At 38.8% G+C, this 24,857-nt stretch carries 41 protein-coding genes, 1 tRNA gene, 1 rRNA gene and 1 pseudogene; 4 read left to right on the top strand and 40 right to left on the bottom strand.

Features of this window, described 5'->3' with window-relative positions; all coding sequences use genetic code 11:
- The 15 genes from DW205_RS09455 to DW205_RS09390 all read right to left on the bottom strand — a co-directional run bounded on the left by DW205_RS09455 (position 1) and on the right by DW205_RS09390 (position 8,227).
- Positions 1 to 393, bottom strand: coding sequence for a type II toxin-antitoxin system HicB family antitoxin (locus tag DW205_RS09455; RefSeq protein ID WP_005862441.1), 393 nt, complete (start codon positions 391 to 393; stop codon positions 1 to 3).
- A 34-nt stretch (positions 394 to 427) separates the two neighbouring features.
- A complete protein-coding gene (locus tag DW205_RS09450; RefSeq protein WP_004288889.1) occupies positions 428 to 616 on the bottom strand; it encodes a type II toxin-antitoxin system HicA family toxin in 189 nt (62 codons plus the stop codon).
- Positions 617 to 782: 166 nt separating this feature from the next.
- Positions 783 to 2,276 carry a phage portal protein gene (locus DW205_RS09445; RefSeq protein WP_005862443.1) on the bottom strand — a complete coding sequence of 498 codons (1,494 nt, stop codon included), beginning with the start codon at positions 2,274 to 2,276 and terminating at the stop codon, positions 783 to 785.
- A gap of 11 nt (positions 2,277 to 2,287) precedes the next feature.
- The gene (locus DW205_RS09440) at positions 2,288 to 3,556 is read right to left on the bottom strand and encodes a PBSX family phage terminase large subunit (protein ID WP_005862445.1); all 1,269 of its coding nucleotides are present in this window, start codon (positions 3,554 to 3,556) and stop codon (positions 2,288 to 2,290) included.
- Complete coding sequence (locus DW205_RS09435; protein ID WP_005862447.1) at positions 3,553 to 4,068, bottom strand: hypothetical protein; 516 nt, start codon at positions 4,066 to 4,068, stop codon at positions 3,553 to 3,555. The genes DW205_RS09440 and DW205_RS09435 overlap by 4 nt, the downstream gene beginning before the upstream one ends.
- 259 nt (positions 4,069 to 4,327) lie before the next feature.
- Complete coding sequence (locus tag DW205_RS09430) at positions 4,328 to 5,068, bottom strand: ParB N-terminal domain-containing protein (protein WP_005862449.1); 741 nt, start codon at positions 5,066 to 5,068, stop codon at positions 4,328 to 4,330.
- Entirely contained in the window at positions 5,055 to 5,729 is a 675-nt protein-coding gene (locus DW205_RS09425) for a phosphoadenosine phosphosulfate reductase family protein (RefSeq protein WP_005862451.1), read from the bottom strand. Before DW205_RS09425 ends, DW205_RS09430 begins: the two co-directional genes overlap by 14 nt.
- A 198-nt stretch (positions 5,730 to 5,927) precedes the next feature.
- The gene (locus tag DW205_RS09420) at positions 5,928 to 6,317 is read right to left on the bottom strand and encodes an ASCH domain-containing protein (RefSeq protein ID WP_005862452.1); all 390 of its coding nucleotides are present in this window, start codon (positions 6,315 to 6,317) and stop codon (positions 5,928 to 5,930) included.
- A gap of 31 nt (positions 6,318 to 6,348) precedes the next feature.
- A tRNA-Val gene (locus tag DW205_RS09415) sits at positions 6,349 to 6,421 on the bottom strand.
- Between the two features lie 71 nt (positions 6,422 to 6,492).
- Entirely contained in the window at positions 6,493 to 6,699 is a 207-nt protein-coding gene (locus DW205_RS09410; RefSeq protein ID WP_005862454.1) for a DUF3873 family protein, read from the bottom strand.
- Positions 6,696 to 7,283, bottom strand: a complete 588-nt coding sequence (locus tag DW205_RS09405; RefSeq protein WP_232299915.1) for a hypothetical protein — start codon at positions 7,281 to 7,283, stop codon at positions 6,696 to 6,698. The genes DW205_RS09410 and DW205_RS09405 overlap by 4 nt, the downstream gene beginning before the upstream one ends.
- Before the next feature lie 2 nt (positions 7,284 to 7,285).
- Positions 7,286 to 7,480 (bottom strand): hypothetical protein, encoded by a 195-nt coding sequence (locus tag DW205_RS09400; protein ID WP_005862458.1) that lies wholly within the window; start codon positions 7,478 to 7,480, stop codon positions 7,286 to 7,288.
- 6 nt (positions 7,481 to 7,486) lie between these two features.
- Positions 7,487 to 7,753, bottom strand: coding sequence for a hypothetical protein (locus tag DW205_RS09395; protein WP_008778363.1), 267 nt, complete (start codon positions 7,751 to 7,753; stop codon positions 7,487 to 7,489).
- A 36-nt stretch (positions 7,754 to 7,789) separates the two neighbouring features.
- A complete protein-coding gene (locus DW205_RS22120; protein WP_005862462.1) occupies positions 7,790 to 7,936 on the bottom strand; it encodes a hypothetical protein in 147 nt (48 codons plus the stop codon).
- 36 nt (positions 7,937 to 7,972) lie between these two features.
- A complete protein-coding gene (locus DW205_RS09390) occupies positions 7,973 to 8,227 on the bottom strand; it encodes a hypothetical protein (protein WP_005862464.1) in 255 nt (84 codons plus the stop codon).
- Positions 8,228 to 8,424: 197 nt separating this feature from the next.
- Here DW205_RS09390 and DW205_RS09385 point away from each other — a divergent pair, with 197 nt between their 5' ends.
- Positions 8,425 to 8,676 (top strand): helix-turn-helix domain-containing protein, encoded by a 252-nt coding sequence (locus DW205_RS09385; RefSeq protein ID WP_005862466.1) that lies wholly within the window; start codon positions 8,425 to 8,427, stop codon positions 8,674 to 8,676.
- A 7-nt stretch (positions 8,677 to 8,683) separates the two neighbouring features.
- On the opposite strand, the gene DW205_RS09380 is transcribed toward DW205_RS09385, so the two are convergent.
- The 6 genes from DW205_RS09380 to DW205_RS22035 all read right to left on the bottom strand — a co-directional run bounded on the left by DW205_RS09380 (position 8,684) and on the right by DW205_RS22035 (position 11,073).
- A complete protein-coding gene (locus DW205_RS09380) occupies positions 8,684 to 9,100 on the bottom strand; it encodes a hypothetical protein (protein WP_005862468.1) in 417 nt (138 codons plus the stop codon).
- 197 nt (positions 9,101 to 9,297) lie between these two features.
- On the bottom strand, positions 9,298 to 9,636 hold the full coding sequence (locus tag DW205_RS09375) for a hypothetical protein (protein ID WP_005862471.1): 339 nt from the start codon (positions 9,634 to 9,636) through the stop codon (positions 9,298 to 9,300).
- 14 nt (positions 9,637 to 9,650) lie between these two features.
- Positions 9,651 to 10,367 (bottom strand): hypothetical protein, encoded by a 717-nt coding sequence (locus DW205_RS09370; RefSeq protein ID WP_005862473.1) that lies wholly within the window; start codon positions 10,365 to 10,367, stop codon positions 9,651 to 9,653.
- A gap of 6 nt (positions 10,368 to 10,373) precedes the next feature.
- Positions 10,374 to 10,559, bottom strand: a complete 186-nt coding sequence (locus DW205_RS09365; RefSeq protein WP_034530500.1) for a hypothetical protein — start codon at positions 10,557 to 10,559, stop codon at positions 10,374 to 10,376.
- A 48-nt stretch (positions 10,560 to 10,607) separates the two neighbouring features.
- Complete coding sequence (locus tag DW205_RS09360; protein WP_005862475.1) at positions 10,608 to 10,835, bottom strand: DUF551 domain-containing protein; 228 nt, start codon at positions 10,833 to 10,835, stop codon at positions 10,608 to 10,610.
- A gap of 16 nt (positions 10,836 to 10,851) precedes the next feature.
- A complete protein-coding gene (locus DW205_RS22035) occupies positions 10,852 to 11,073 on the bottom strand; it encodes a hypothetical protein (protein WP_005862477.1) in 222 nt (73 codons plus the stop codon).
- Positions 11,074 to 11,160: 87 nt separating this feature from the next.
- Here DW205_RS22035 and DW205_RS09355 point away from each other — a divergent pair, with 87 nt between their 5' ends.
- Positions 11,161 to 11,751 carry a BglII/BstYI family type II restriction endonuclease gene (locus DW205_RS09355; RefSeq protein WP_005862479.1) on the top strand — a complete coding sequence of 197 codons (591 nt, stop codon included), beginning with the start codon at positions 11,161 to 11,163 and terminating at the stop codon, positions 11,749 to 11,751.
- Between the two features lie 57 nt (positions 11,752 to 11,808).
- On the opposite strand, the gene DW205_RS09350 is transcribed toward DW205_RS09355, so the two are convergent.
- From DW205_RS09350 to DW205_RS09325, 6 genes are all read right to left on the bottom strand, one after another.
- Positions 11,809 to 13,005, bottom strand: coding sequence for a DNA adenine methylase (locus DW205_RS09350; protein ID WP_005862481.1), 1,197 nt, complete (start codon positions 13,003 to 13,005; stop codon positions 11,809 to 11,811).
- A 312-nt stretch (positions 13,006 to 13,317) separates the two neighbouring features.
- Positions 13,318 to 13,875, bottom strand: coding sequence for a DUF6633 family protein (locus DW205_RS09345; RefSeq protein ID WP_005862483.1), 558 nt, complete (start codon positions 13,873 to 13,875; stop codon positions 13,318 to 13,320).
- Positions 13,832 to 14,767 carry a hypothetical protein gene (locus DW205_RS09340; protein ID WP_005862485.1) on the bottom strand — a complete coding sequence of 312 codons (936 nt, stop codon included), beginning with the start codon at positions 14,765 to 14,767 and terminating at the stop codon, positions 13,832 to 13,834. The genes DW205_RS09345 and DW205_RS09340 overlap by 44 nt, the downstream gene beginning before the upstream one ends.
- Before the next feature lies 1 nt (position 14,768).
- The gene (locus DW205_RS09335) at positions 14,769 to 14,921 is read right to left on the bottom strand and encodes a hypothetical protein (protein ID WP_232299916.1); all 153 of its coding nucleotides are present in this window, start codon (positions 14,919 to 14,921) and stop codon (positions 14,769 to 14,771) included.
- 46 nt (positions 14,922 to 14,967) lie between these two features.
- Positions 14,968 to 16,140 carry a DEAD/DEAH box helicase gene (locus DW205_RS09330; RefSeq protein WP_005862489.1) on the bottom strand — a complete coding sequence of 391 codons (1,173 nt, stop codon included), beginning with the start codon at positions 16,138 to 16,140 and terminating at the stop codon, positions 14,968 to 14,970.
- A complete protein-coding gene (locus tag DW205_RS09325) occupies positions 16,137 to 16,613 on the bottom strand; it encodes a recombination protein NinG (RefSeq protein ID WP_005862491.1) in 477 nt (158 codons plus the stop codon). Before DW205_RS09325 ends, DW205_RS09330 begins: the two co-directional genes overlap by 4 nt.
- A gap of 36 nt (positions 16,614 to 16,649) precedes the next feature.
- Here DW205_RS09325 and rrf point away from each other — a divergent pair.
- Positions 16,650 to 16,760 (top strand): 5S ribosomal RNA (gene rrf, locus DW205_RS09320).
- 933 nt (positions 16,761 to 17,693) lie between these two features.
- Here the strand turns inward: rrf and DW205_RS22830 are convergent.
- The 13 genes and pseudogenes from DW205_RS22830 to DW205_RS09255 form a co-directional block, all read right to left on the bottom strand.
- Positions 17,694 to 17,811, bottom strand: a pseudogene (locus DW205_RS22830) (RNA polymerase subunit sigma); the annotation flags it as partial.
- A gap of 65 nt (positions 17,812 to 17,876) precedes the next feature.
- Positions 17,877 to 18,446, bottom strand: a complete 570-nt coding sequence (locus DW205_RS09310) for an NUMOD4 domain-containing protein (RefSeq protein ID WP_005862495.1) — start codon at positions 18,444 to 18,446, stop codon at positions 17,877 to 17,879.
- The gene (locus DW205_RS09305) at positions 18,446 to 18,859 is read right to left on the bottom strand and encodes a hypothetical protein (RefSeq protein WP_227201700.1); all 414 of its coding nucleotides are present in this window, start codon (positions 18,857 to 18,859) and stop codon (positions 18,446 to 18,448) included. The genes DW205_RS09310 and DW205_RS09305 overlap by 1 nt, the downstream gene beginning before the upstream one ends.
- Before the next feature lie 30 nt (positions 18,860 to 18,889).
- Positions 18,890 to 19,354 (bottom strand): DUF3127 domain-containing protein, encoded by a 465-nt coding sequence (locus DW205_RS09300; RefSeq protein ID WP_005862498.1) that lies wholly within the window; start codon positions 19,352 to 19,354, stop codon positions 18,890 to 18,892.
- Positions 19,354 to 20,112, bottom strand: a complete 759-nt coding sequence (locus DW205_RS09295; protein ID WP_005862500.1) for a hypothetical protein — start codon at positions 20,110 to 20,112, stop codon at positions 19,354 to 19,356. Before DW205_RS09295 ends, DW205_RS09300 begins: the two co-directional genes overlap by 1 nt.
- Positions 20,099 to 21,034 (bottom strand): ATP-binding protein, encoded by a 936-nt coding sequence (locus DW205_RS09290; protein ID WP_005862502.1) that lies wholly within the window; start codon positions 21,032 to 21,034, stop codon positions 20,099 to 20,101. Before DW205_RS09290 ends, DW205_RS09295 begins: the two co-directional genes overlap by 14 nt.
- A gap of 25 nt (positions 21,035 to 21,059) precedes the next feature.
- Entirely contained in the window at positions 21,060 to 21,449 is a 390-nt protein-coding gene (locus DW205_RS09285; RefSeq protein ID WP_005862504.1) for a hypothetical protein, read from the bottom strand.
- Between the two features lie 3 nt (positions 21,450 to 21,452).
- On the bottom strand, positions 21,453 to 21,839 hold the full coding sequence (locus tag DW205_RS09280; protein ID WP_005862506.1) for a hypothetical protein: 387 nt from the start codon (positions 21,837 to 21,839) through the stop codon (positions 21,453 to 21,455).
- The gene (locus DW205_RS09275) at positions 21,818 to 22,315 is read right to left on the bottom strand and encodes an RNase H family protein (protein ID WP_005862508.1); all 498 of its coding nucleotides are present in this window, start codon (positions 22,313 to 22,315) and stop codon (positions 21,818 to 21,820) included. Before DW205_RS09275 ends, DW205_RS09280 begins: the two co-directional genes overlap by 22 nt.
- 18 nt (positions 22,316 to 22,333) lie before the next feature.
- The gene (locus tag DW205_RS09270; RefSeq protein WP_005862510.1) at positions 22,334 to 22,561 is read right to left on the bottom strand and encodes a hypothetical protein; all 228 of its coding nucleotides are present in this window, start codon (positions 22,559 to 22,561) and stop codon (positions 22,334 to 22,336) included.
- A gap of 145 nt (positions 22,562 to 22,706) precedes the next feature.
- Positions 22,707 to 22,898 (bottom strand): hypothetical protein, encoded by a 192-nt coding sequence (locus DW205_RS09265; protein WP_005862512.1) that lies wholly within the window; start codon positions 22,896 to 22,898, stop codon positions 22,707 to 22,709.
- A 467-nt stretch (positions 22,899 to 23,365) separates the two neighbouring features.
- Positions 23,366 to 23,683, bottom strand: coding sequence for an SH3 beta-barrel fold-containing protein (locus DW205_RS09260; protein WP_005862517.1), 318 nt, complete (start codon positions 23,681 to 23,683; stop codon positions 23,366 to 23,368).
- A gap of 19 nt (positions 23,684 to 23,702) precedes the next feature.
- Positions 23,703 to 23,918 carry a hypothetical protein gene (locus DW205_RS09255; protein WP_005862519.1) on the bottom strand — a complete coding sequence of 72 codons (216 nt, stop codon included), beginning with the start codon at positions 23,916 to 23,918 and terminating at the stop codon, positions 23,703 to 23,705.
- 192 nt (positions 23,919 to 24,110) lie between these two features.
- Between DW205_RS09255 and DW205_RS09250 the strand changes: the two genes are divergently transcribed.
- Positions 24,111 to 24,665, top strand: a complete 555-nt coding sequence (locus tag DW205_RS09250) for a hypothetical protein (RefSeq protein WP_121963077.1) — start codon at positions 24,111 to 24,113, stop codon at positions 24,663 to 24,665.
- Positions 24,666 to 24,857: the final 192 nt, after the last annotated feature.

The raw sequence follows: 24,857 nt of genomic DNA, 5'->3' as shown, positions 1-24,857 counted from the left end.
TCACAATAAATTTATAACCGACAATTCCTTACTCAAAGACTGAATACCTTTCTGAATCTTCTCCAGTTGTTGTTTGCGGGGTTTATGCACTCCGGCAGCATAATGCCACAACTGACGTTCATTGATGCCGGTTATCCGGCTTAATGCCGCTTTCGTGAAGATGCTGCTGTAGTAATTGATAAAAGTGGCAGCATCGATCTTAAACTTTAGCTCAAATTCTCCGGTCAAAATCTCTACTGGATTAGGATTGTCTTCTAAGTACAATTCGATAGCCTCTTTCATATTATCCTCAATCTCTTTCATGTCGTTACCAACAGTAATGACCGGAGCACCTTCGATGTACGCACTTAGATTCTTTCCCGCATGTTCTACAATAACTTCTACTGTTTTCATATTACCTCCTTTTTTAATTAAGAGAACAAGGGGGCTACTTTAGCCCCGCTTGTCTCAAAATGCTGTAATAAGTGCCTTTCTCAACGCCTTTGCTGTTATGATTCGGTACAATAACCACTTTGCCGTCTTTCTCAAACTTCATGTGACTACCTTTCTGACTCTTTAGAACAAAACCGTTTTCTTGCAACATAGTTACAACGTCTTTAACTGATTTGTAACTCATAACGCTTTGGACTTAATTACAATACAAATATAGTAATAATATGAATACTATCAAATTATTTATTCATTATTTTACTATAAATTAAAAATAGTGGCAACTGCGAAGAATTACCGCTAAATGTTCTATTTTTCATATATTCAAATTATAACCCTCGCAATTTTTCTGACTAAGGAGCATTTTTTTGTTCCATTTTTCTTACACCTTCATTCTTTGCCGTCTGTTCCTCTTCGATTTCCTTCAGCTCTTCATCAATGCGATCCGCGTTCCCAGCAAACATAATGCCCTCACGCCTTGACCATACACCACCACTGACAGCGGAGACGGCAGTAGTCACCTTATCGTTCAAGTCATCAATCATAAACGGAGCCAAGTCTGTCTCAATATCAATAGTCTGTGATGCCTTGTTGAACTCAGTGGGATTAATCGCCCCTAAAGCAGAAACAAGGAAATTAACCCTTCGTTGTAAAAACTCTCCTATAACCTCCGCATGATTACTTACGCTCATATGGGCACCCATGAACATAAAACGGAAAGCTGTACCGGAAGCCTTACCTACACCTTTCAATGTTTCAAAGGATATTCTCGGAGTATTCGACATATCGTAAGCCATGTTAGTAAGCGTTTCAGCTTCAAATTTAACCGTATCAGGGACCTGATTCCACGTCAGATATTGGGCATCTGCACCTTCCCCTGTGAGTTTAACCATCCTATCCTTAATCTTACCCATGAAGCCTTCTACATCGCCAATCAGTTTCAGCAAAGGGAAAAAGTGATAGTCGATACAATCAGCGTAGTTAGATAACAGCTTCTCCAACCGGACCCGGAAGGTCTTTATCTTCTTGCAATAAGGTTCAGGACGATAAGCGTAGAGAACCGGTAACTTAGGGAAGCCATGAGCGAATGAAGTTCTTTCCTCATACCCCTTAGCCAAATCCCACTGATAGACCATCTTATCGGTGATAGTCATAAAGCAAGTTATCTCCGAATCATCCATGAGCTTCTTCTTGTACTCACGTGAGAAAGCAATCATCTTACCTTCATCATTGAAGAACGGATAAAGCTTATCCCCATGGAACGGAGACCATAATACGCTTTTCAGCTTCTTGGTAGGTTTTACCTTGCCTCCGAATGTAGTCTTAACTTTCTTCCAGAACTTCGCCCAGAACGAATCATCATCGGTTACGTACCAATATTCCGCTACTTCCTGCTCGGATAACCAGGCACGAACTATCTTCTTATTCTGGTATTTGATTTTATTGGACTTGAATACAGCTTTGACCGCATCCAACAGTTTCTTTTCGTCATCGTCGGTCGGAGTACAATCCATAGACGGTTCTGTGCCGACCGTAAAAGCTGTTTGAATGTTCACTATATCTTGCTCCAAAGGAATGGAGATACGGTTCACTGGTTCGGTCTTGTATTTCGCTTCGATTTCGTAGGTCTTGCCTGTCTTTTCATCGAAGACCTTTTCCGCTTCTTTTTCAAGAACCTTTCTGTCCGGGTACTTTTCTTTATCCACCATGATTTCATGGCGTTCTGGATTCCAATCGTCCCACAATTTACAACGGTCGGGAAGTTCGGTCTTTCTACCTTTCTTCAGGTAACTTATTTTCTGCCCAATGTCTAATAGGGCTAATATTTCTTCTAAACTCAATGGCATAGCTTATATTTTTAGTGTGTGAATATTCCAGTTAAATCTTTCGGCTTCAAAATGCGTCCAAGCAAACAACCCAATACATAATATCTAATGGCATCCATCAAATGATTATATTCATCTACTGGCTCATTGATGTAGTTTCCATCCTTATCTTTGTCCCAAACATATTTCCGAAGTTCAGTAATAAGATTGTAAGAGCGTTCTGTTACAAAGAACTCCATGTCTTTAATCTTATCAATACCCGCTTTGATTGAGCCGGGAAACTTATCTACCGGATAGATATTCACGCCTCTGTTCTTTATCTCTTGAATCAATCGAGGGTCTTGCGAATCGGCAAAAACTTTCATAGAGAAAGGTTTTAATCTGTTGGCAATAGCCGACGAAAGCATATCCGTTTCATAGAAAAGTTCATCAACATACAAACGGTTATCAATGATGCCACATCTTACAGCAGCGGAAGGATCATTAGTAAATCCAAAGTCCTGCCCTATTCCTACCTTTTTGCATTCCCGTGGGAACTCCTTCACAATACCCCACTTCTTGAATACCGCACCTTCCGCCACGTCAGCCCACTGACCGATAACCACATGAGCATATTTTTCAGGGTTGTTTACCTTCATATCCCCCACTTCTTTCAAGAACTCAGGTGAAAGATTCTCCAAGTTATCAAAATACGTAGTATGGATATGAAGTACATTCGGATGAGTGGAAATCTGTACCTGTACACCGTCAATCTCCACAAGCTTGTGAGTTTTCTCAATATACTTCTGGTAGATGAAGTGATTGGAATCGCACGGATTCATTATAATGATAATCCGGTTCTGAATCCCTTTCTTACGGATAGAGAGCATTATCTTGTCGAATTCTTCTTCATTTGTCCACTCTTCCGCTTCATCGCAGACGAAAGTAGTGATACCCTGGATGGATTTTAGTTTCGCTGTTTGGTTTCCTGATGAAGTTTTGATACCTCGGAACATGATACGGCTCTTAGTCATTTTGTTGACTATATCCGTCTTGGTGGTCTTGAAATACTTTGTTGTTCCGTCTAGGTCAATCTTCTCCATCATTTCGGGGATGATAGACATACCAGCGGAAACCATCGTGTAGCGGGTGTAGAGAATCTGATGAACAATCTTCTCGGCTTCCGTCATTTCAAAGGTCAATCGTTCGATGAAGGTGGAAGCATTGAAGGACTTGCCGGAGCCACGTCCCCCAGTGATAAGGATGATGAATTTTTCCTTATCCTCGTATAATGGATGGTAATTTTCTTGGGGTACTATCATTTCAGTTTGTCTTTAATCCAAGAATCAATAGAAATACCGTGGTCAATATCGGTAGGGATGTCGGCATCTTCATCCTGTTTGCGTTCAACTTTTCTCCAATCTTCATCATGGTGGTACAACCAAACGGACATCGCTTGCAGATTCGGAGCCAGCTCACTTTCGCTGACTTGCAATTCTTCTTCACCGGTCAGATTACCTTCCATGTCTTTCAGTTTCCTAACTACAGTACTTTTTGTCTTGATACCACCAAGAGCCATAGCAAGGAACTTAGCCCGTACTGTGGATGTTACGAGCGCACGCCCACGCGCTAATACTTGAGATAATTGCGAATATTCATTCTTCTTGATGCAAAAAGTTTCGGGTGAAATTCCAATAGCGAAAGCTATTTCCTTGTCAGTGAATCCCTTCTTGGCATACGATTCCACGAGAGAAAGAAAGTCCTCGCTTGTATAGTCAAACTTGGGCTTTCTTCCTCCTTTACCTTTTCTGCTTTTAGATTCACTATTGTTCATAATCAATTATCCGTTATTATTACCCATATATATGCGGCGAGAGACCGGCTTATTTCCATAGACATCAATTCCTCTTTTTGAGAAATAGCTATCTATTTTCTCAGCATATCTTCCCATTATGGATTTCGTTCTATCCCTTATGTTTCTTTGTCTTGCAGAACCTAACCCGTATTGCCTTCCAGCGTTGTACATTATTCGTCTGGACTGTTGATATAACTGGCTATATGTTTTCTTTCTAACTCAGCTTTCCTCCCAATAATTAATCTATTCTTTCTACTTGTTCATCAAATGCTTCTCCCTTTATGAACTTCATATCAGGGTCATACCCGAACCTTTCGCAGAAAGCGGCTTTAGCTTCATAGGTATCGAAGGACAACATCACATAGGCATCCATGTTCTCGGCTTGCTTCTGCGCATTCTCCTTTACCTGTTGTTTGACTTCTTTCATGTGGGCTACTTTTTCGGCACGTTCCAATTGCTTGGCGGCTTTCTCGGCTTCCTTTTGCTCGGTAACTGGTACCATCATATCAGAAAGGGCATCAGCAATGGAGCTTTCCTCTTCTGTCTGTAATAGGTAGTCAACACCAATCATGTTCAAATCAGCATCCGTCAGACCAGCATCTTTCCAATCAATATCGGGGACGATACGGGCAAGAGCATCAAAATCCCAAGTACCTTGCGCATTAGGGTTATTCATCAAGATGTTCAGCTCCTTCTCCTGCTTTTCGTCCACATCAATGACATCGACACGGATACGATAGTCGTTATCAGGAAACTTTTGCAGTTCGTCCATAACAGACAAACGCTGGTGTCCGCTGACTACTGTAAGACCAGTACGCTTATTCACAACTATTCCACCTACCAATCCGAATTTCTTGATACCACGTTTCAATGTCTTACGTGATTCATCGGATAGCTTTCTCGGATTATAATTGGCAAAGTGAATGGCAGAACGATTAAGCTCTACTGAATCACTCTTTATATACTTACTTAGTTCCATTATCATACTCAAATAAAATTCTTCCACTCATTGGAAACGCCTTGATTATCTTCTGTAAGTCTACTGGATAGTTACTACGAAGCCAAAGAAAGCAATCAATATTGAAACCAATACCATTACTTGCCTTATTGCCATATCTTACCGGTTCAGGCAGGTTATTTTGTTTCATATAAGCAAGAATATCCTTTTGCGTCCAATCTGCTAAAGGATAACACATACCATTATTCTCATACCCCTTTTCTTCGTAACCATTCAACATTAATCTACGATTCATGCCATCGGCTTTTTTCATACCCAAGAAGGTATAATAAACTCCATGTTTTAATTGCATGGCTTTCACGACATCGGCTAACTTCAACAGCCTTACTTCGGGATTAGGCACGCAATACATGCCACCTCTAAGAATATATGTAAGGTTCCAGTGTGGTACTTGAACAAACTCTATCTTCGGGTATCTGGCTTTAGTCCAGTTTATCCAACGGTTGATATGTTCTAAGTCTTTGACGAAGTACATGAACACGCAGACAATACGATCAAACTTTGGATAGAGTAAATCAAGCAGAACAAGCGAATCTTTACCCAAGGATAAAAACAGTAAAGCCTCACTCGATCTTTCTCGAATGAGGTCTATATACCGGTTCGCTTGCTCTACTTTATTCATAGCTAACCACCAGATAATCCAAATGAAACACGAAGGTCACTGTAACGTTGTCTACGTGAACCTAACTGGGTGGCACTTGCCGTCCCCCTACGATTAGCAACTAATCTACCGCCAGCACCTGCACCATTCATATTTCTGCGCGGTCCGGCTACTCTGTTTACTCTTCTTGCGACTCAGCAATAATTTTAAATTAAACAATCAATCTATATGTTTCTCTAATACCTTGCCTAAAGTATAGTCCATCTGGGCAGCGAGGTATTCTTCACCTTGATACTCATAAACAATATCATCCCCATTATCGTCCGTGAGAATAACTGCTTCTGCACTCTTTACCTCTATAATCATATACGGGCGTTTGCCCTTGTATTCGCCTGTAAGTAGTTTGATGGCATCGTACTTGATAGGCTTCAACTCGATTTCGCCCTCTTCGGGAAGTTCTTCGTCAGCCTTATATTCTTTACCACCACATAAATAAGTTATATACTTCTTTGCGTTGGTAGGTCTAATTTCGCGGTATTCATGAGTTTTTTTACCTGCTAGAATCTCATCAAAATACTTTTGCTTAATTGAAAGTGTTAATACATTCATAATCGTGTCCTTTAAAAATTAATAATCATAGTTGCGGGGGGCTGAATCGAACAACCGACCTCTACCAAGTCAAAGTAGCAAGCTAACCACTGCTCTACCCCGCGATAGCACCACTAAGGTACTACCATAACCAAAGATATAGAAATATACTCAATCGATATACACGACAATCGACTTATTGTCGTGAACTTAGCCAAATATCTCGTTTTTCTCTGCACGCTTCTAAGGTAGGCGCACAACAGGCGAATAATTCACCACTTTCAGTACGGTAGTCATACTGGTACATTCTCACTCTTTTACCCTTCAACTTGGTAGTGTAGGTACAATAATTTTCTTTACCGGGTTGGCATATGCTGCAACCGTTTTTGTTTATTGAGTTCATCTTGATAATGGATTTAATTGATTAAAAGTCCAGCCGGCTTGTTTTAGCTTCTCTAAACCATCGGGTGATATTGCGTAATCAATTGGATGCGCAAAACTATCACCAAAACCGCCCGTATAGAAAGTATCTTTATGAAGAACACCAAGCGATTGAATTTCTTTCACTTTAGATATAGTGTTACGCCAAAGCCATTCTCTATATTTAGAATCACCTTCTTTATCAATGCTAACATAATATCCCTGTACGCCATAGTAATCAAATTCAGAAATATGAATATACCTTGCTTTCTCAACTTTCTGTTTTTGCAGCCATTCCTCGGTTCTGAAATTATCTTCGGGTAAAATATAAACCTCTTCTATGCCTAAGCCTAAGTTTTTATTAGGCGCAACTTTTTGAGAACGTAGCATCACTTTGTATGTCCACTGGTTATCCGTATGAAATAGTTTCGGATTGTCAAGAATAAATTGCATTAAATCGGTCTTGCTCACTTTCAGTTCTTTTGCCAGTTCGGGTATAAGGCAATATTTCTTGTTGTTCGCCATTTTAAGCAAATCAACTCTTCTTTTGATTTCTGCTATATCCATAATCATTCAGTTCTATAAGTTTTACCACCAAATTTTTCATCGCCATCTACCAATATATGATAATTGATATAAGGCTTGTTCTCTTTATCATTATGCTCTTTGCATTTAATTCTCGCTTCTTCGATTGTTTCACATTTACACATAGTGTATTCGGGATAGCCATCGAAGTATCTTACAACTCTATAAACTTTGTTCATAATCATTTACTTTACTATTATATCAATAGGCTTATTAGCAAACCAATAGCAATCCCAATCTAAGTAGACACATCTACCAAATTCGTTAGGATCACAGAATCCCAATATCTCGAACGGGCCAACTATACAACCGTAACCATTAACAACATCAACGACCTGTCCTTTTACCAGCTCTTTATCTGTATTAGGCATTACGTCTGAAAGGTTATCATAGACTTTTAACTGTTGTGCATCAACCATATTTTCAAAATCTGCTTTATGGGATCGTCTCATAATCGTGTGTATTGTGGTAGCCCAAAGGCTACCGAATTAAAAATAAACTTTTACTTTACGATACAAATTAGTGATTGATTGCTTTGCATACATATCACCATTGGCAAACTCTATTCTATTGCCGTTATCGTTGATAATAGGGTTCTCAACTGTTGCCAATTTATAGACTTCTTCTTTTGTCATAATCTTCTATATTGTGCAGGGCTTTCGCCCTGCTGGTTAAACATTTAATATTTGAATCTCTTTGTTGCCTATCTCTGTATCGACATTCAGGACCTCATACTTTTGAGCCTTATAGTTATAAACGACCTCACAAGTATTAAACCCTCTACCGTCTTCTCTTTGGTCATAGACAGTGTTTATGTGCTGATACATCTTATTACCTAACATAAAGTTTATCTTACCTGATGTACAGAAGTAGAATGCTACTGCATATTTCAATGTTTTCTTTTCATCAATCTTCTTTGTTGCCATGATCGTATATCTTTTAATTGTTATTACTTTATTTCTTTCTGATGATGCAAAGATAAAGCAAACTTTATCACAAACAATAGTTTTGATATAGTTCCCTTTATCATTTAAGAATATTTAATAAATCACACTTTATCAATATTAGGTTATATGATAAAGTTTGCATTACTTTGCGGAGTAATCAAAATAAAGTATAGTTTATGGATTTACGAATAAAAGAATTTATGAACGAGCGCAATATTACTTCTGCCTGGTTAGCTAAACAAGTTGGCATTTCAAAAGTAGCTGTTAGCAACATTGTCACCGGAAAGTCTTCGCCTTCTTTGGATAATATTATCAAGATTGCCAGCGTTCTCAATGTGTCTATCACTGAATTGATAGGAGAAGAAAAAGAGGATAATGCTATCACCTGCCCTCACTGTGGAAAGAAGATTAAAATAGAGAAAGGGTAAAGCCAGCCTAATCCCCCGGCTTTACCCTTTTCATCATCTCCCCATATATCCAATCCACATCCTGCCGAAAATACTTATACAACTGATAAGAGAAAACAAGATTATTACGGTTATCGGATATGGCCGTCTGCGCGCTAACGCCTAAGACCTCCGCTAATTTATTCCGAAGACCGTTCATCATCTTCCCGCCGGCGAGAGTACTTGGAGAGTACAAAAACAGGATGATAAAGATGAATTTCTTTCTTTGGGTAACATTCCCCAACCTAAACGTCTCCTTTTGAGAAATAATTTCTTGGAACCACCTATATAACGTTCCTATCATATCAAGATCAGTCAATATAGGTTCTGTTAGCTCTTTTTCCCTCTCCGATAACTTTGATTTCTGCTCTCTGATGGATTTTATTTCCGCAATTTCTGAAAACATGGCACGATTATTTAAAAGTAAATATTTATATTTGCACTAAATAATCGTGTGGAGAGGTGACGTTACTGGTGGTTCGGGGCGTTGCCTCTTGTGTTTATGCAAAGTTCACAGAACCTTTCGGTTCTGTATATCCATAACATCCCGGGATATAACCGGAAGTTTTTCATTATCTTCTTGGCTTGTCTTAATCTCATAATTTATTGTTTTAAATACTTATCTATATAATATTCACGAGGTTTGCATTTTACAATGTGATAATCTATCTGATATGTATTGCATACTAAAGAGTTATTGAAAGCAATTTCTTTGTTTTGATACACCATATCAATACATGTTTTGGGGAATGGATGTCCTTTTATCCACTCTTCAATGTCATCATACCGAATTGGTATGAGGGCATGAGGATCAAAGCTGTTCTTGCTTATTCCTATGAGTTTATTTCTCCTCTTATTGAGGATGTCAATTCTATTATGGCAATAACTAATTTGCTGGTCAATATCTCTCCTAATACGTTCTATTCGGTCTGTTTTATTCATATTCTTCTTAGTCGTTATACATTATACATTTGTTCAACCTTCAATCGAGCATACAGCTTGTTGACATCACCTTGAGCCTCGTCAATAGCCTGTTTCCCGAAAGCATTCTTCAACATGCGCATATCATCCTCGCTATCCAGCTTAAAGGATATCGGATTGGGGATTTTCTCTATACCCATAATATCCAAGAGAAGATTATAATTTCCTTCCTCAAACTCAGACAACAGCCAAGCATATTGAGCCTCCATTTTAGGAAGATGTTTTATATTTCTTTCTCTCGCGGTCTTTACGTAGATGCGCTGTTCTACGGACATTGCGGATTCAAGGATTTCAGCAAGCTCATTCGTGGTAGACCCTTTAATTGTGTATTGCCTAATATCCTCAATATTCTTTTTGAAGATATCAAGCTTTTCCTGTATCTTCCGTTTCCGTTGTTCAAGGACTCGTTCGGCTTCCAGTCTTTTTTCCTCCTCCCCATGATTCATTAGATATCTGGCACGGGCTATCTGGCATTCACGTCTTCCAAAGACGATCAGATACCCTTTGTCATCACGAAGATACCCGTCGCTTGTGTGTACCCAATAACCCGTAGAGCATTCCATGATATCAACCGGTTCATCCCCAGCCTTAAACATGACGGGGGAGCATTTTTTTCGAAGGTCAACCTTATTGACAAGGTCAAGAGTTAGACCTTCGGCTTTTTCTTCTTTCGTTAGTTTCTTTATTTCCATACTCAGTTATTTTTTAGTTATTAAAGTTGCTGTAATAAGTACTTTCTTACATCTCCATCCATATTTTCGAGCTTCTACCCAATATTCATACCTAAAGAAAGCATTAATACTATCTTTCTTGCAATATCTTAAAGTAAGATAATTAGGCCCCCCTTGAGGGTCAAAAAGCATCCACATTTTTTGAGGTTTCATGGCTCAACTATTCTTAATTATGAGCCTTCATGGTAGGCTCGGTTAATACTATTCCTCTAGATCGGGAATATGGCACCAATGGGTAATCTCCCCGAATACCTTATAAGCGTCCTCCCCGTAAACGATAAAGCCGCTATCCTTGCCATATAGATAAGCGGTGGCTTTACCCCCGTACTCACCTCTAACCAAGACTATGTCTTGATTTTCCGGTAGACGTTCCTTCACGCTTACCCACGGGGCTTGCTTTGCCGCCCTTTCAATATCTTCTCTTTCCATATTTTTCCTTTTTAAATTAATATTTTTCGTGATTGAAACTTTTCATATACTCACAATCTCTATCACAAGAACTATTATCATCATAGCAACTATCGTTGTGACTGTTCCAACAAGGACAGTGTTTATGATATGCTTCTAATCTGGCTTTATCTCTAGCTGCTTTCATTTTAGCCTTAATATGATTCGGCAATGCTTCCCGCACTACCGGGTGGAAAGTGATACATTTTGTTTTATTCATGATTCAGTTCTTTTTAATTCATATTTGATTTTGTATAAAGAATTTTATTTATTTTCTTTGTAGAAAATTGATATCAAAATAACCATTATGAGTACAGAAAATCTTCCTCATGAAATCATTGATAGATATGAGGTACACGAATATAGACATGCCATTGCAATTCTGAATATTGACTTCACAGTAGAATACAATGAAGTTATAGAAATGTTAAATGCTTTTACTTTAAGAAAAAGTGCAATAATAACTCCGGGTGGTCGAAAAAGTCCTATTTCAGGAGCACTTGATTCCTATTTATATGAAAAGGGATGGACTGAAAAAATGTTTGAAACCCAGCTAATTATTGATGGAGAGAAACATGACACTCCAACACACAAAATAGACTGTTACAAAAATCGTATAGCTCTTGACATTGAGTGGAATAACAAAGATCCTTTTTACGATAGAGATTTGAACAATTACAGGCTCTTACATGAAAGAGGAGCTATAAGTGTTGCAATTATTATTACACGTTGTTCAAAATTACAAGATATTTTTAATAAATTAGGGAAAGGAGATTCCTACGGAGCCTCTACCACCCATATGGACAAATTAATCCCGCGCATTGAAGGTGGTAGCGGAGGAGGTTGCCCTATTTTAGTATTTGGTATATCTGATAAATTATATGATGAAAATTCATAAATCCTAAATACCTTATTCCTGATTTTAAGTGATATAACAGGGATAAGGTATTTTATGTTATTTATTATTCTTGACCAGTAAAAGCATTTCTTGTACATCTCTTTTTCGATCATTCTTTCGGCCCATAGTCATATGGCTATAATCCATAGCCCAAAGTTTAATTTGCGACCTTGAGAAATATTTCAATGCAGTTTGTTCCAAATCATAAACAGATATCATTCCTGTATCACTATAGCTAAGAACCAACGAATTGTTTTTTCGCTTCACTACAGAAAACATATCATCAAAAGCCTTTTGAACTTGAGTTCGGATACAAAATGGAGACTGATGTCGATCAACTCGATACCTTCCTTTAACATACATTCCATTTTTTGTTTGGATTTCAGGATAATCATAAAGAACCATAGTTTCTAAAATATGGTAAAAACGACTATAATGTACAAAACAATATGGAGGATCAGCATATACAGTCGTTCTCTCTTCTAAATTGTTCAAACAACTTATATAATCTTCCACAATTATTTTATGATTAAGATGATTAGGTTCAGTCCTTAACTTTCCGAATACATCTTCTACTTTTCGTACAAAATATTCCAGAATACTTTTTGACCTATATATTTTGATATCAGCCATTGCAGATTCCGTCTTTGCATCTCGATACTGAGCATAATGTCCTGTTCCTTGACTATTATAAGCAGCAGCATACATAAGACAACTTAAAAGAGTATTATATACAGATGAATTACGATAATCTTCAATAGCCATTCGCAAAGAGTCTATCCAAGTACATTGTTCAACGCTCCACCATGTTCCTGAATAGTATTTTGTAAATAGATGCCAATCGTTATTAAACTGGGAATTAATTAGTTGTTGGCTTCTTGTTTCAACATTATTAAAATCTTCTAATGTCATATCAGATGCATACAAATAATCCAAAACTAATGTTTGGTAATGTTTTTGATGATATTCTTTGGCTTTTAACAGAATATCTTCTAACAAAACATCTTGATGATTCCAATCTGTAAGATAAGCCTTTGCTATAACAGAAGAATAATACTGAATATCATTTGAAATAATAGGAAGCTGACTTCCTAATGCACCCGAAAGCGAACATGAACCTGCAAATAGATCACATATTGCTCCTCCTTGATAAACACTTTCAATTCCTTGTATAACGAATGGCAAAATTTTAGTCTTTGATCCCATATACTTAATATAATGGGGAAAAGCATCACTATGTAGTTTATATTTCATTTTTCTTATTTTAATGCAAATATACGATTAATACTTGGTTCTACCGATGAAAAAGGAGCACACAAATTAAACACTTTACTATATTTGTAGATGCAAACCATTAATTTACGTGGATTTAGCCTATATATTTAAATGAACGTAGCCTCTGCTTGAATCTAACAAATTTAGCCAGTGCTTATTTTGTTAAGTGTATTCCTCTAATAGTTTAAATAAAAGACTTCATGTACTCGCAGTGCCCGATCTACAATGCTTACAATCGTGCCAATAGGCGCTATTCTTAATTTTTCTACTGTTTTCATTTTTTTAGCTTGATTATTCTGATTCCATAATCTTTTTCAGAAACTCCAAATGATCCGGAAACGGGACGGAGTTCTTACCTTGCTTCTCGTATCTTTCTTCTCGTTGTCTTTCCTGTCCTTCCCGGTCGTATTTCTCCAGTTGCCTTTTTCTGTATGCTTTGAACTCTATTAGAGCAGACATGATTACCATAGGATCCACAACACCGTAAAAGGTGCCATATTCGCCAGCTTTCAACTTGAAGAAAAAAAGCAACAATTCGGAAGCTTTCAAGTAATAGTATTCCACACGTATCATCACGGAAAGCTCCAAGACCTGTTGGAATGTAGGCTTCTCCTTTACACCGGCAAACTTGTACAAGTCCATCAGTTGAGCAATTATCCAAGTATTCACTTGTTCATCCGGATAGGTTTCTCCGAGCAAAGCCAATGAAGGCGCATTACCTCTGAACGAACGTTCCACATTTTGAGCACATACAACCTGTAATGAAGGATTGAACTTTTTAGCGAAACTTTCACCGTCCCCGTACCTATTTACTACTAACCATGCCCTTTCCGAAAGCTTTTGCGGCATATTCGAAGATTTCACGGTCTGTTTGTTCTTCTCGTGATTTTGCCCTGTTTGGAATTGCCGGATCGTTTCTGCTATTCTTGTTGTCATAATTACCTGATATTACTTTCTCAAAATTCGTTGGTTTGATAAGCCAATCGAAAGATGCTGTCCAGCCTTTTTTGTTCTGCCCTTTCAGGAAATCGCTTTGGTATGCCTTACGAATCATGTCGGCAAACGTCTTTTTGCCGTAAGATTTTATACGTGCGTTAATCATCCCTTTACGGCTATCAGAAAGCGGAGTCCTGACCGTACCAAATACACCTTTTGTTTCTTCATTGAAGAATTTGACAAGTTCGGAGTAATCGATATGTTCGGTGTGGGGCTGCGAAGCCCCACATACAAGAGATTCGTCAGAATCTCCTATATTTTTCTCTTTATTTTCTTTATTCTTCTTTGTGTTATCGCTGTGTTGTAGTTGTGTTATTTGCTGTGTTACAGCCTGTGTTACAAACTCTTTTATTCTATTATAATCCAATACGTTAGATGTGTTATCTTGTGTGTTATTTACTGTGTTATTGATATTATAATCATCATATTTCACTAATGTTATAACGGTCATGCCCTGTGAGTTATCAGTAGTGACCATTCCCTTTTTTATCAACTTTTCAATAAAGCTCCTAACTTTTTGTTCTCCCCACCTCCAACGTTTAGACAGGAAGCGTACAGATGCCGGATATTGTCCTCTTCCGTATGTTATTTCTCTACCTCCGATACTGGCTGTAAGCCGCGTTGCATCAAATCGTGCACTCTGAATCAAATCGAGCCACGCTTCGCACTCGCTAAAAGTCCGGGCTGCTTCCCACATTTCATTAGAGAAAAACTTACGTGAGAGCATTATGAATCCTTTATCCATATCACTCCTTTATATAAATAGCCTTTGAATTTAACGTCTTAGTAATTCCAATCTTACCAGAAACAAAAAGCTCATTAAGTTCTTTTCTCGCCTCTGCATGGATTGTGTTCATTAACTCCACTTCCGGCACATGATCCGGTGTTATCTTTTCCAATCGTCTCTTTTCTTGAAGGCGATTAATTATGCTTAGTATGTCCATATCAAAAATATACGTTAGTTAATTGTCTGCTTTTTGAATATACCGCCCATTTACCATTACCTCCATCAACCAACTTTAGGTCTTTCACTTCCCCAAATCGTTTGATATTTCCACATAGGTCAACAATCCAACCTGATTCTTTAGACGAATGCGGACGAATTGCCCGGCCGACTATTTGGTACCACATCGCCAATGACATCGTAGGACGCGCCATAACGACCGTATCAAGTTCTGGATAATCGAAACCGGTCGTGAGTACCCCAACATTAGCGACAACTGGTATCCGGCCAGACTTGAAAGCCTCAAGTATTTGTTCTCGTTCTTTCTTTGGAGTTTCGCCCGAAACGATAGCACAGCCAGGAATTGACCAAGTCAACTTCTCTGCCTCTTTCAAGAACCGGGTAAAAACAAGAATGCCTTTCCGTTTTCCACCTTGTTTCGGATTAAGTAGTCGTTGGACAATATGGACAACATAACTGTAGAAGTCTATTCGCTCATACTCTCTTTGTACTGATTTATCGGTATAGTCGGCACCGGTAGTATTTACTTTCAAGTTAAGTTCGTTCCATCCTACCGGATTCATTGAATAGTAATTTAGTTTTGTCAGATATCCCATATCAAGTAAGGTAGAAACCTGCACATGATAGATTACATCCTTGAATATAGCCGGACGTGTTCGGGTAATGAATTTCAGCATAGAACCAAACTCTTGCGAACTACTTAATCGATATGGCGTTGCCGTTAAACCAAGAACCTTGCATTTGAGAAGTTCTAAGAATGTCTTATACATCCCTTCTTTAGGATTTACCAAGTGACACTCATCTATAATGATAGACTGGAAATGAGAAAACAAATCCGGATGATTTATTACACTACCGATCGTGGCGAATGTGATCCTTGATATTTCTTTTCTTCCAAAAGAAGCTGAATATATCGAACAATCTAAGATGCCGTAAGAACATAGCTTCTTGAAATTTTGCTCGAGTATTTCCTTGCTGGGCTGAAACACTAAGGTGTGCCCGTCAAGCCTTGCGGCTATATCCGCTATGATAAGGCTCTTTCCCGACCCTGTGGGTAACACCATAATGGCGTTTGTTTTCTTCGCCTTGTTGTTGAAGAAAGAAACGGCAGCATCAGAGGCTTTCTGTTGGTAATCTCGTAATACATAACTCATAGCCCTTTCTCCTTTCGTAACTTCTTATTAAGTGTTTTGTAATACTTGATTAGCTGCTCATATTCAAAATCTGACATCTTAGAAGTACTGGCAGCTTTCACTTTCAGTAAGTCAAATTTCTGTTGCCCGATTTTAGCTATCAGATTTACCCGATAGCCTTCCAGATGGTCAGCTTTGAACCTATTGCAGTGGCGGCATTCGGCATGGCAATTATTCTCATCAAAGCGGGTAGCTATATGCGTGCGGCTGAAATAGTGACCACAATCAGCTTGCTCGAAGGGCTTTATTTGCCCACATGAAATACATCTGAAATACCCGTTTGGCATACAATCACGAAGCCGGATGAAAAGGGAAAACTCTTTGTCAAGCTTAGCTTTCAAATCCGGCTTCTTCTTTACTGTTACCCCTGCTTTATCAAACAAGGGTAAAGGCTTGTCTTTCTTTTTTTTCTTTTGTTTTATGTAGTATGGCATAAATGTATTATTTTTGCACGCCTCTTTACGAAAGGGGCAAGTGATTATAGCACGAGGGTTCCACCTCTTCCCATTCCGAACAGAGAAGTTAAGCCTCGTCACGCCGATGGTACTGCGTAACAGTGGAAGAGTAGGTAGTCGCTGGTTAAAAGATTATTTTATATGCCTATAGATTAGGGAGAAATCCCACCAGTAAATAGATATGTTATTATTTAATATAAAAAAACTATCTAATGATAAATACAATTATTTGTACGTTCATTGCTGGAGTTGCTGTAATCTATGCGGTTCGCCTAATAGATTATATTGTTTCACGGCTTTAAAATTATAAGATGATTGCTAATAATGGCACCCTTCGTTTGTTCGTGAACAAACGAAGGGCTTTTTTTATTCCATATAAGCCACCGAAAACTCTTTCGGAATGAACCGCCCAACTGGGATAGGTTTAGCAGATTCAATGGCCGCATGGATTTCTCTTTTGTTGAACTCATGTCCCTTTTCTTTGGCTTGCTTCTCACATTCTTCCTCTTTATTTTTTGAGGTAGTGGGTAATAAGCATCATCGCTCTGTCAACGTTGAAGGTGTTCACGACAAAAGTCTGAACCCTTTCGTCTTCATTTTCCCCATCCGTGAATGTGATTTTCGTCTCAATCTGGTAGAATTTCTTTTCATTCGGTTTAGATTCTTCGTCGCTATCTTCCGTCTCATCGTCCATCTTATCAACGTATTTTGCCATAGTGATTTCATTTTTGAGATAGGCAAGCGAAGCATCATCAACCTTGCGTTCTTTCAAATTGTCAGTAAGAATCACGCAAGAATCGAACTCCTTTATCATTGTCAGGGTGAATCCGAACTGATAATTGAGTTCGATGTAGTCTTTCAAGATAAGGCAAGCATTCTCTAGCCCGGTGGCATACAACAAGAATTTATACTTCTTGTCGCTTATTTGCGCTTGTGCAAGATAAGGATATAAGAACTTGTTCTCATTCTCGAACGCCAAGCGGTTCTGGTTGCTGACTTCCACTTCCTTGATGCCGTCAGCTTCCATACTGAAACGAATTTTCGCCAAAGTGTCTTGGTCTATCAGCGTGCCACGGTCAAAAAGAATTTCATTCCGTTCGATGGTTACTGTTTCACCTGTATCTTCATCAATGAAAGATTCCTCCCATGTTTTGAGGACACGTTTTGCAAGGTACATGTTGAGCATCTTTTTCGGGTCAGATGTCACATACCTGATTTCTGTTTTTCTTGTTTCTATCATAACTAAATAAATTCTTGATTTCTTTGTATTTCCTGCTGTTCCTCAAATTTCCAACAATATCCACCTGCTGTTTTTCTTTTGTTGTTACAACATTGTGAGATATTTTGAAAATTTATGCCGGTATCTCTACAAGCGTCCATTAATGTCAAATGTCGCTTTATAAAAGCTCCATTCTTATCTAATTGAATAACTACTTTACCTTGAAATACGGCCCTTCTTCTTTGGGCAGTACCATAACTCAAATTATAAGCGTGAGTACACCATTCCAAATTAGACAAGCTGTTATTGCTTTTGTTTTCATCTTTATGATTTACAACTGAATACCTATGAGGATTGGGTAAAAAAGCCTCTGCTACTAAACGATGAATGTTAAGTGTATGTGAGCGTCCGCCTTTGAATAGGTTTACACATTTATATCCACATCTATCTTGTAGTTTAAGGATATGCGGCTTTTTCTTCATTAATTCACCATTTTGTAGTCTTACGTAACTGCATATAGATTTAATTCTACCCCTGTCTGATACTTGATATAAACCTTCATATCCGACAACATCTTTCCATATTTCTGCCATTATAAATAATCTTTATTTCGTCCAATCTCTATTTCCATTAGTTGAATCAATCTATCTTCATCAGCAGAAGGTAAATATATTCCGCATTCAGCACTTGCCCAATTACGAAAACGGGTAATACTTGTACTCATTTCTGCACTATCTAAATCAGCAGAGCTGCGCAATATCTTTATCCGTCCCAAATACTTGTCGTCTCTCTCACGAATGAAAATGGATGGATTAACAAGCTTTTTATAATACTGTTGCTTCACCCACTCCAACGTGTTTCCGGTCTCACACGCAAAGTAACCTAAAATCACATGCAAATATTTATTGCTTTGCAGGCTTCTTTTAGGCTTTTTCTCTGTGAGTTCTACAACCTTACCGCTTTCTGCGAGCTTTGCAGAACGAGCCTTAAATTGCTCTTTCTGCAAAGGGTTTGAAGTATCGTAAAGGGACATACATTAAAAAGGTAAATCGTCCTTTGCATTACCATTCGCATCAACCGGAGGTGGGAAATTCTGCGGCTGTTGCTGATAAGTCGGTTGCGGTGTAGGTTGTTGAATTGGTTGCTGTGCCAGTGTAGCTTGTGAGGATTGCGACACACCGCCACGCGCATCTATTTTGTAACACCGAATAGACGCCATACGTTTGAATTCTCCGTCCTGATTCGTCCAAGAACGCCCTTGTAAGACAAATGATACAGTAACAACATCACCCTGATTAAAGCGGTCGAGTTCTGCACACTTATCGCCTGAAAACTCTAAGGGAATAACATTCTCATACTCGCTACGCTCTCCCGTATAAGGATCGTAAGTGGTAGCATCCAAGATAAACTCCCGTTTTGTAAATGAGGAACCACCGTTTTTGGATGGTATTTGAACGGTTTGTCCGATTTCGATTATCCGTCCGGTTATTTGGTTTGCCATTAATTTTCTCCTCCAAAAATCTTTTTATCGGTTATAAGTTCTCTGTTTTCTTCCAAAAACCGGATAAATTCCTCACAATGATTAGTGAGAATAGGAATATCACGTTCTGGATTGAAAACGTATGTTTCTGTATAGGTATCTACCACAAAACCGCCTTTATTGAACTCTACAATGTTGTACTCAAATGTCCGTACATCCGAACCGTTCTTCATCAAAGCGTAAGGATAAACCAAATGTTGATGGTGGTCTTTGAACTTCCCTACGGTATAGCTTCCGGTTGTTTTGATGTCGTGGACGCTGGCTGACATCAGTTCGTCAATTACCCCATAAACCAAAACATTGCCGTATGCGGTTGGAAGAATCGCTTCTACTCTTTGTTGGGTTAATGCGCCTTTGTAGTAATTGGCAAATTCTCGGCAAAGAGAAATGGGAAAAACAAATGTGCGGTCATTGTAAACAACCGTATAGCAAGTATTCTCGGCATTTCTCTCTACGTTCATCTTATTAGGTTTCCTATTTTCTATAAGAGCATCCACCAATTCGTTAAACGCTGTCCCTTTATCCGCAGCTTCGCTATCGAAAGGTTTACGATTAATGCGATCAATGAGTTCTTGAAACTGCAACTCGTGAAACTGTTCGGGTGTGTGGGGTGGATTTTCAGACCACCCCCAGTATTTTTCCCAAACCACATCACTATTCAAATACCCCCAAAAGGAGTCAAGAATAGTGGCGTAAAATTTATATTTAAGCTGCTGCATCGTTATACATTTTAGTATTCTTGTCAAAGACCAATCCAAGTTCTTTAGCCTTAGCCGCCAACATCATAGACGCTTTCATTTTTGAACTTCCAACATGGTTGAAATCGTCAATATGTGCGATGAAGTCATTCGCGGATGCTGCATCCCCAACCAATTCTAAACACCCTGTTATATCTGATAAAACCTTATTATATGCTTCTTGTTCTGCCTTTTTAGCTTGTAGCATACCAAGATAAGGGGCAATAATCCGAGTAGCGATGAAATCGTTCTTTGCCGTGGGTTTCCCTTGTACGTCTATAATAGTCGGAACCTCCATAACAGATGGCAGATTACAGGTATTCTTTCCGTCATTTCTATTTGTCGGATCGAATGTGATCGTTCTTCTTACCCGGCCATTCTCATTCCGCATTTCCATATACCCTAACAAATCCAATTCTGTAACGATCGAATTGTAAGACTTTTCCCTTAACGCAGGGACAAAAACCGTATCATCACCCTCTTTTCGTGTATCCCTGTGAGCGACAAAAATGACGTTTTTATTCAAATCCGACAGACAGCGAACAAACCATGAAAATTCTTGATTGATACCGCCCCAATCTCTAATAGAAGGCTGTCGGGTTCCACATTTGTAAGAAATAATGAAATCCATCATCTTACCGATAGTATCAATAACTATTGATTGATAAGCTGACAGATTTTCACTCATTAGCACCTTCATGTCATTCCAAGAAGTGACTTGCACGATGTCCACACTTTGCAGATGGGAATCATTCACTCTTTTAACCCCGTTGTCGAAGTCAAGTAATAACGGCATTGGAGCACTCAATGCAACTGTACTCTTGCCAAAACCAGCTTGGCCGTAAAGCATCATCTTTACATTTGTCGGAATATTCAATTCCGTTGATTTTTTAATTAAACTCATGATCGTAATATTTTAATCGTTAATACTATATCGTTCCTCTTCGTGTACCTTTTAGGATATTCCCATCCTCAATAGCTTTTTCTATTTCCGCTATCCGGTAATAAATTACCCCTTTAGCCTTAATGATAGGATTACCTTCCCTATCCACGGCCTCACGGGTGTCAAACTTGTATTGCTGGAGAAAACCACGTTTTACCAAGGCATTGATAACCGATTTACCGTATGTGTCTTGTGCTTCCTTTTGAGTGAAAAGCACGCGGTTATAGATTTTTTTCCTTTCCTCGGCTACTGTCCTTACCGCAGCTTTCGTAATGGCATCGTAATCTATTACTACAGGAATGCTCATTTTGGGGGAGATCAGTTCCATGGCCTGTTGAAGAAGGGCCATAGCCGGATTTGATTGAGTTGCTTCCATAATTCAAATAATTATATTTCGCCCTCTCGTTCTTACACGAATACGGGCGGTAAGTTCTACATTGGCGTTAGAACGGGTTCGGATTCGTTGCCGTCTCATGTCAAAATGACTATCTAAACAAAGGATTATCAAAAGAACACTAGCAACCGCCGATTTCGTGGCAGGCGAAAAGTCCAGTGTCAACCGGATACCCGATATCCTTTCAGCCAATTTTAGTGCTAGCTCTCTCCCATTCCGAACGCCCAAAATCAAAAATGCCGTCTGGAGCTGGTTATTTATCGTGCTTACCGCACGATGCTTCAAACTGGCAATCTCCTTCTTCTCGTACCCGGAGGCGTACATCTGCGCTGTCAGGTCGCATTCAGGTGTTAGTTCGGTGAAGACTTCCATGACATTTCTTGTTTTAGGATTTCTACAGCCGACCTCATAGCTTTCTTAGCTTCATTATCGCACCAATCATTCACCCAGCTTCTCGACTTGGTGAGATTGTTCGTATGCGCCTTTACGTGCCTAAACGATATACGGCCATATATACAGCCGTCCGTATTCTGACGTAAGATATCATTTAGGGTCTCCGCAATGTATTTCCCCGGGACACTGGTACTTTTAATGCTTATCTTCGGGAACATCATCTTGCAATCGCTATTCACATAGATATGTTCTATTGATCCATTATTAAACTCTGAGTTCAAAAGGACATAAACAGCGTTCGCCAACGCTTTCAGTTCAGCGTCCTGCGCATCCGATGTCTCTTTTAGCGTACCCGATTGCCTGATCCGGCCTAATTCTGACGTGATCCAGAAAGCGTAACCCCCAACCTTATGATGATGATTGAAGGACGCATCAGTATTAATCGTGACATTCATAATCGTGCGTGTTGATTTTTAAGGCTTCTCTATATTATTGACTATATAGAGAAAGCCGACCCTGCTATTTCTGGAAATCGTGTAAGGTGGCCTACCGTCTTTCGTCACAATACCGTCTTTTCTCAACTCGTTATTAATGCGAAGTGCCTCGGAGCGATACCCCATTACATCCGACACCTCTGATAATGGGATCGCCTTGGGCTCACCGGGCTTTGTTTTCAAAATTGTTTCTCTGATTGTTGCCATATAACTATAAATTTAAATTGATTGTGGACGGAACCGGTAACGATCCGGCATACGCACTTCCGGCTGTGCGCAGAGCGTTCCAATACGCCCGCCCAATTGCCGGGGCTTTCACCCGGCCGCTTTTGACAACCTAAACACAAACGAATCAAACAACTTCAAAGAAGGCTTTTGCAGCTAATAGCTTCTTCTCTGCCAGAATACGAGCCGATTCTTCCCTGTCTTTCCAAGCTCGATAAAGATCCAGATCCTTTTTCGCTCCATCCAATTCTTTGTTTAGAGAATCTACCAAATCAATAAGCTCTTCTTTAGTCATTTCTTCTATACCTTTTGTTTCCATGTCTTATCATTTTAAAGCTGTTATTAAATCAAGTTTGTATGCTGAATAAGTGAATACTACGACACCCACAAGATTAGGAATGAACGTAGCTGATTCTGATGCCATAAGGATGAAGCCAACGAACAAGGCTATCCCGTAAATTATATTTTTCATAAGCGTTAGAATTTAATTTGTGCCCGGCAACCGATTCGATCGACAGCTCTCGCTTCAGAACCGGGCCATATTTTGAAAAGGGGCGGCGGTTAACCAATGTCTGACCATAACACCGCAAGGAAACACGCCCCTTTGATAATTTCTTTTTTATAATGTACCCCAGCAGGTCACGGCAAAAGCTATCTGCGCTTATACATTATTATATGTTATCCTTTCGTTTCAACCCCATTTCTGCGGGTACTAAGGTGTAAGTACGAGAAAGAACTAACAGAAGTGACCGGGTGAGATATTCTCTACGCCCACCCGACCTAGCTTTAATAAACCGTTATGAAGTTTTCTACTTTAAATGATCTGAATCCGTTCGCATCTACATCGAAGTAGCGAACCGTTTTGTAGTTTTCTGATCCAGTGCCTTTGATTAGGGACTGAACGTCTTTAAGAGTACCTTTTGCTTTGCGAAGTGAACCGTCAGCCTTTTCGTAAGCGAATGTTACAATACCTTTGTGCATCTGTCTTGTTAGCCGATAGAGTGCCCAAGCACGGGAAAGACATACTGCGAACGCTTTACCTGTCACTTTCATTAGCTCGTAAGCCATGCAAAATACTTTGTGTCTGAAATTTGAAGTTTTCATAATCGTGTGTGTTTATATGTTAGTAATCGTATTCAGGTTCATAAATCTTAGGAGTGAGATATTCTACTTCTCTTTCGAGAGCTTCTATATCTTCAGAGATAATTTTCACGATTTCAGACTTGCTGTCTACATTATATATATAGCAAGCTTCTTCTTCGCCGATCATGTTCAATGCTTCTAACTCTACTCTTGCGTTTTCGAGTTCTGCGAGTGCTGTTTCATAAGATCGTGCCATAATCGTGCATTTTAATATGTTTATACTATTGTATCATCAATTGAGTTTGCTAACTTTGCCTGTGATAGCGTTATCAATTGTTTGATGATGCAAATATACTACCATAATTCAGTAAAGCAAAATATTTACTGTATTTATTCAGTATATAAATATTATTTAACCTTTGTGCGACTTTGCGTACATTATATAGTTATGAAGAAAGAGAGTTGGTATGCAAGAATAGCCATAATCGTGTCATTAGGGGTTTTGGCGTATATTGCTCTGGATATTAAGCCTTTTACATTTGAGAACACAGAATTTCTCGGATGGGTTGTTGCTGCACTATCTGCCAGTACAGCAATATTGCTATGGTGGAATATACAGAACTATTTTTTATTTAAAAGGACGATCGAAGAGGATACAAAAAGGATCGTTCAAAAAGTGATTGAAGACAAAAGTAGCAACCTTGAAGGGCTTATCACATTTGTTAGATACATCGATTTCTACAACAGGCATATCGATGAAAAAGCAATAGATGGATTCATACAAGCTATTGGAAAAATAAACAATAGCACTGAAAAGGAAGGTCTAAACGATATTTTGTTCTGCCTTATTGAAATAACAAAGAGATATAACGAGAAGGGAAATACCTGTCATATATACAGAGGTAAAAGAAGTGATTACTTAGATGTGCTATCTAAGGTCGATCTAGAAGGTATTGAGAAAGTAAAGAAATTCATTTCAGACGCAAATGAGTTATCGTATTAACATACTCATTACTTCTTTGATCTTACTAGAAAGATACTCTATGACATATTCAGTTATTGGCTTATAATTTGTAAAAGAAATATCCAAAGCTATAAAGAATATGGCGACAACGAAGAAAGCGGCATACGCAGCAGGTATTTCCATAGCAATAAAGCAAAGACGACAACCTCAAGGTTGCGGTTTGAGGAAGTC

It is taken from the genome of Parabacteroides sp. AM17-47, assembly GCF_003434625.1.
GTDB classification, from domain to species: domain Bacteria; phylum Bacteroidota; class Bacteroidia; order Bacteroidales; family Tannerellaceae; genus Parabacteroides; species Parabacteroides distasonis.
Note: the sequence above shows the minus strand (reverse complement) of the source record. Positions and strands in the feature narration are given on the sequence as shown.

Excerpts from the sequence above, each read along its gene's own strand:
- DW205_RS09455 (WP_005862441.1), bottom strand. The coding sequence starts at position 393 with ATGAAAACAGTAGAAGTTATTGTAGAACATGCGGGAAAGAATCTAAGT.
- DW205_RS09450 (WP_004288889.1), bottom strand. The coding sequence starts at position 616 with ATGAGTTACAAATCAGTTAAAGACGTTGTAACTATGTTGCAAGAAAAC.
- DW205_RS09445 (WP_005862443.1), bottom strand. The coding sequence starts at position 2,276 with ATGCCATTGAGTTTAGAAGAAATATTAGCCCTATTAGACATTGGGCAG.
- DW205_RS09440 (WP_005862445.1), bottom strand. The coding sequence starts at position 3,556 with ATGATAGTACCCCAAGAAAATTACCATCCATTATACGAGGATAAGGAA.
- DW205_RS09435 (WP_005862447.1), bottom strand. The coding sequence starts at position 4,068 with ATGAACAATAGTGAATCTAAAAGCAGAAAAGGTAAAGGAGGAAGAAAG.
- DW205_RS09430 (WP_005862449.1), bottom strand. The coding sequence starts at position 5,068 with ATGGAACTAAGTAAGTATATAAAGAGTGATTCAGTAGAGCTTAATCGT.
- DW205_RS09425 (WP_005862451.1), bottom strand. The coding sequence starts at position 5,729 with ATGAATAAAGTAGAGCAAGCGAACCGGTATATAGACCTCATTCGAGAA.
- DW205_RS09420 (WP_005862452.1), bottom strand. The coding sequence starts at position 6,317 with ATGAATGTATTAACACTTTCAATTAAGCAAAAGTATTTTGATGAGATT.
- DW205_RS09410 (WP_005862454.1), bottom strand. The coding sequence starts at position 6,699 with ATGAACTCAATAAACAAAAACGGTTGCAGCATATGCCAACCCGGTAAA.
- DW205_RS09405 (WP_232299915.1), bottom strand. The coding sequence starts at position 7,283 with ATGGATATAGCAGAAATCAAAAGAAGAGTTGATTTGCTTAAAATGGCG.
- DW205_RS09400 (WP_005862458.1), bottom strand. The coding sequence starts at position 7,480 with ATGAACAAAGTTTATAGAGTTGTAAGATACTTCGATGGCTATCCCGAA.
- DW205_RS09395 (WP_008778363.1), bottom strand. The coding sequence starts at position 7,753 with ATGAGACGATCCCATAAAGCAGATTTTGAAAATATGGTTGATGCACAA.
- DW205_RS22120 (WP_005862462.1), bottom strand. The coding sequence starts at position 7,936 with ATGACAAAAGAAGAAGTCTATAAATTGGCAACAGTTGAGAACCCTATT.
- DW205_RS09390 (WP_005862464.1), bottom strand. The coding sequence starts at position 8,227 with ATGGCAACAAAGAAGATTGATGAAAAGAAAACATTGAAATATGCAGTA.
- DW205_RS09385 (WP_005862466.1), top strand. The coding sequence starts at position 8,425 with ATGGATTTACGAATAAAAGAATTTATGAACGAGCGCAATATTACTTCT.
- DW205_RS09380 (WP_005862468.1), bottom strand. The coding sequence starts at position 9,100 with ATGTTTTCAGAAATTGCGGAAATAAAATCCATCAGAGAGCAGAAATCA.
- DW205_RS09375 (WP_005862471.1), bottom strand. The coding sequence starts at position 9,636 with ATGAATAAAACAGACCGAATAGAACGTATTAGGAGAGATATTGACCAG.
- DW205_RS09370 (WP_005862473.1), bottom strand. The coding sequence starts at position 10,367 with ATGGAAATAAAGAAACTAACGAAAGAAGAAAAAGCCGAAGGTCTAACT.
- DW205_RS09365 (WP_034530500.1), bottom strand. The coding sequence starts at position 10,559 with ATGAAACCTCAAAAAATGTGGATGCTTTTTGACCCTCAAGGGGGGCCT.
- DW205_RS09360 (WP_005862475.1), bottom strand. The coding sequence starts at position 10,835 with ATGGAAAGAGAAGATATTGAAAGGGCGGCAAAGCAAGCCCCGTGGGTA.
- DW205_RS22035 (WP_005862477.1), bottom strand. The coding sequence starts at position 11,073 with ATGAATAAAACAAAATGTATCACTTTCCACCCGGTAGTGCGGGAAGCA.
- DW205_RS09355 (WP_005862479.1), top strand. The coding sequence starts at position 11,161 with ATGAGTACAGAAAATCTTCCTCATGAAATCATTGATAGATATGAGGTA.
- DW205_RS09350 (WP_005862481.1), bottom strand. The coding sequence starts at position 13,005 with ATGAAATATAAACTACATAGTGATGCTTTTCCCCATTATATTAAGTAT.
- DW205_RS09345 (WP_005862483.1), bottom strand. The coding sequence starts at position 13,875 with ATGCCGCAAAAGCTTTCGGAAAGGGCATGGTTAGTAGTAAATAGGTAC.
- DW205_RS09340 (WP_005862485.1), bottom strand. The coding sequence starts at position 14,767 with ATGGATAAAGGATTCATAATGCTCTCACGTAAGTTTTTCTCTAATGAA.
- DW205_RS09330 (WP_005862489.1), bottom strand. The coding sequence starts at position 16,140 with ATGAGTTATGTATTACGAGATTACCAACAGAAAGCCTCTGATGCTGCC.
- DW205_RS09325 (WP_005862491.1), bottom strand. The coding sequence starts at position 16,613 with ATGCCATACTACATAAAACAAAAGAAAAAAAAGAAAGACAAGCCTTTA.
- DW205_RS09310 (WP_005862495.1), bottom strand. The coding sequence starts at position 18,446 with ATGGCAGAAATATGGAAAGATGTTGTCGGATATGAAGGTTTATATCAA.
- DW205_RS09300 (WP_005862498.1), bottom strand. The coding sequence starts at position 19,354 with ATGGCAAACCAAATAACCGGACGGATAATCGAAATCGGACAAACCGTT.
- DW205_RS09295 (WP_005862500.1), bottom strand. The coding sequence starts at position 20,112 with ATGCAGCAGCTTAAATATAAATTTTACGCCACTATTCTTGACTCCTTT.
- DW205_RS09290 (WP_005862502.1), bottom strand. The coding sequence starts at position 21,034 with ATGAGTTTAATTAAAAAATCAACGGAATTGAATATTCCGACAAATGTA.
- DW205_RS09285 (WP_005862504.1), bottom strand. The coding sequence starts at position 21,449 with ATGGAAGCAACTCAATCAAATCCGGCTATGGCCCTTCTTCAACAGGCC.
- DW205_RS09280 (WP_005862506.1), bottom strand. The coding sequence starts at position 21,839 with ATGGAAGTCTTCACCGAACTAACACCTGAATGCGACCTGACAGCGCAG.
- DW205_RS09275 (WP_005862508.1), bottom strand. The coding sequence starts at position 22,315 with ATGAATGTCACGATTAATACTGATGCGTCCTTCAATCATCATCATAAG.
- DW205_RS09270 (WP_005862510.1), bottom strand. The coding sequence starts at position 22,561 with ATGGCAACAATCAGAGAAACAATTTTGAAAACAAAGCCCGGTGAGCCC.
- DW205_RS09265 (WP_005862512.1), bottom strand. The coding sequence starts at position 22,898 with ATGGAAACAAAAGGTATAGAAGAAATGACTAAAGAAGAGCTTATTGAT.
- DW205_RS09260 (WP_005862517.1), bottom strand. The coding sequence starts at position 23,683 with ATGAAAACTTCAAATTTCAGACACAAAGTATTTTGCATGGCTTACGAG.
- DW205_RS09255 (WP_005862519.1), bottom strand. The coding sequence starts at position 23,918 with ATGGCACGATCTTATGAAACAGCACTCGCAGAACTCGAAAACGCAAGA.
- DW205_RS09250 (WP_121963077.1), top strand. The coding sequence starts at position 24,111 with ATGAAGAAAGAGAGTTGGTATGCAAGAATAGCCATAATCGTGTCATTA.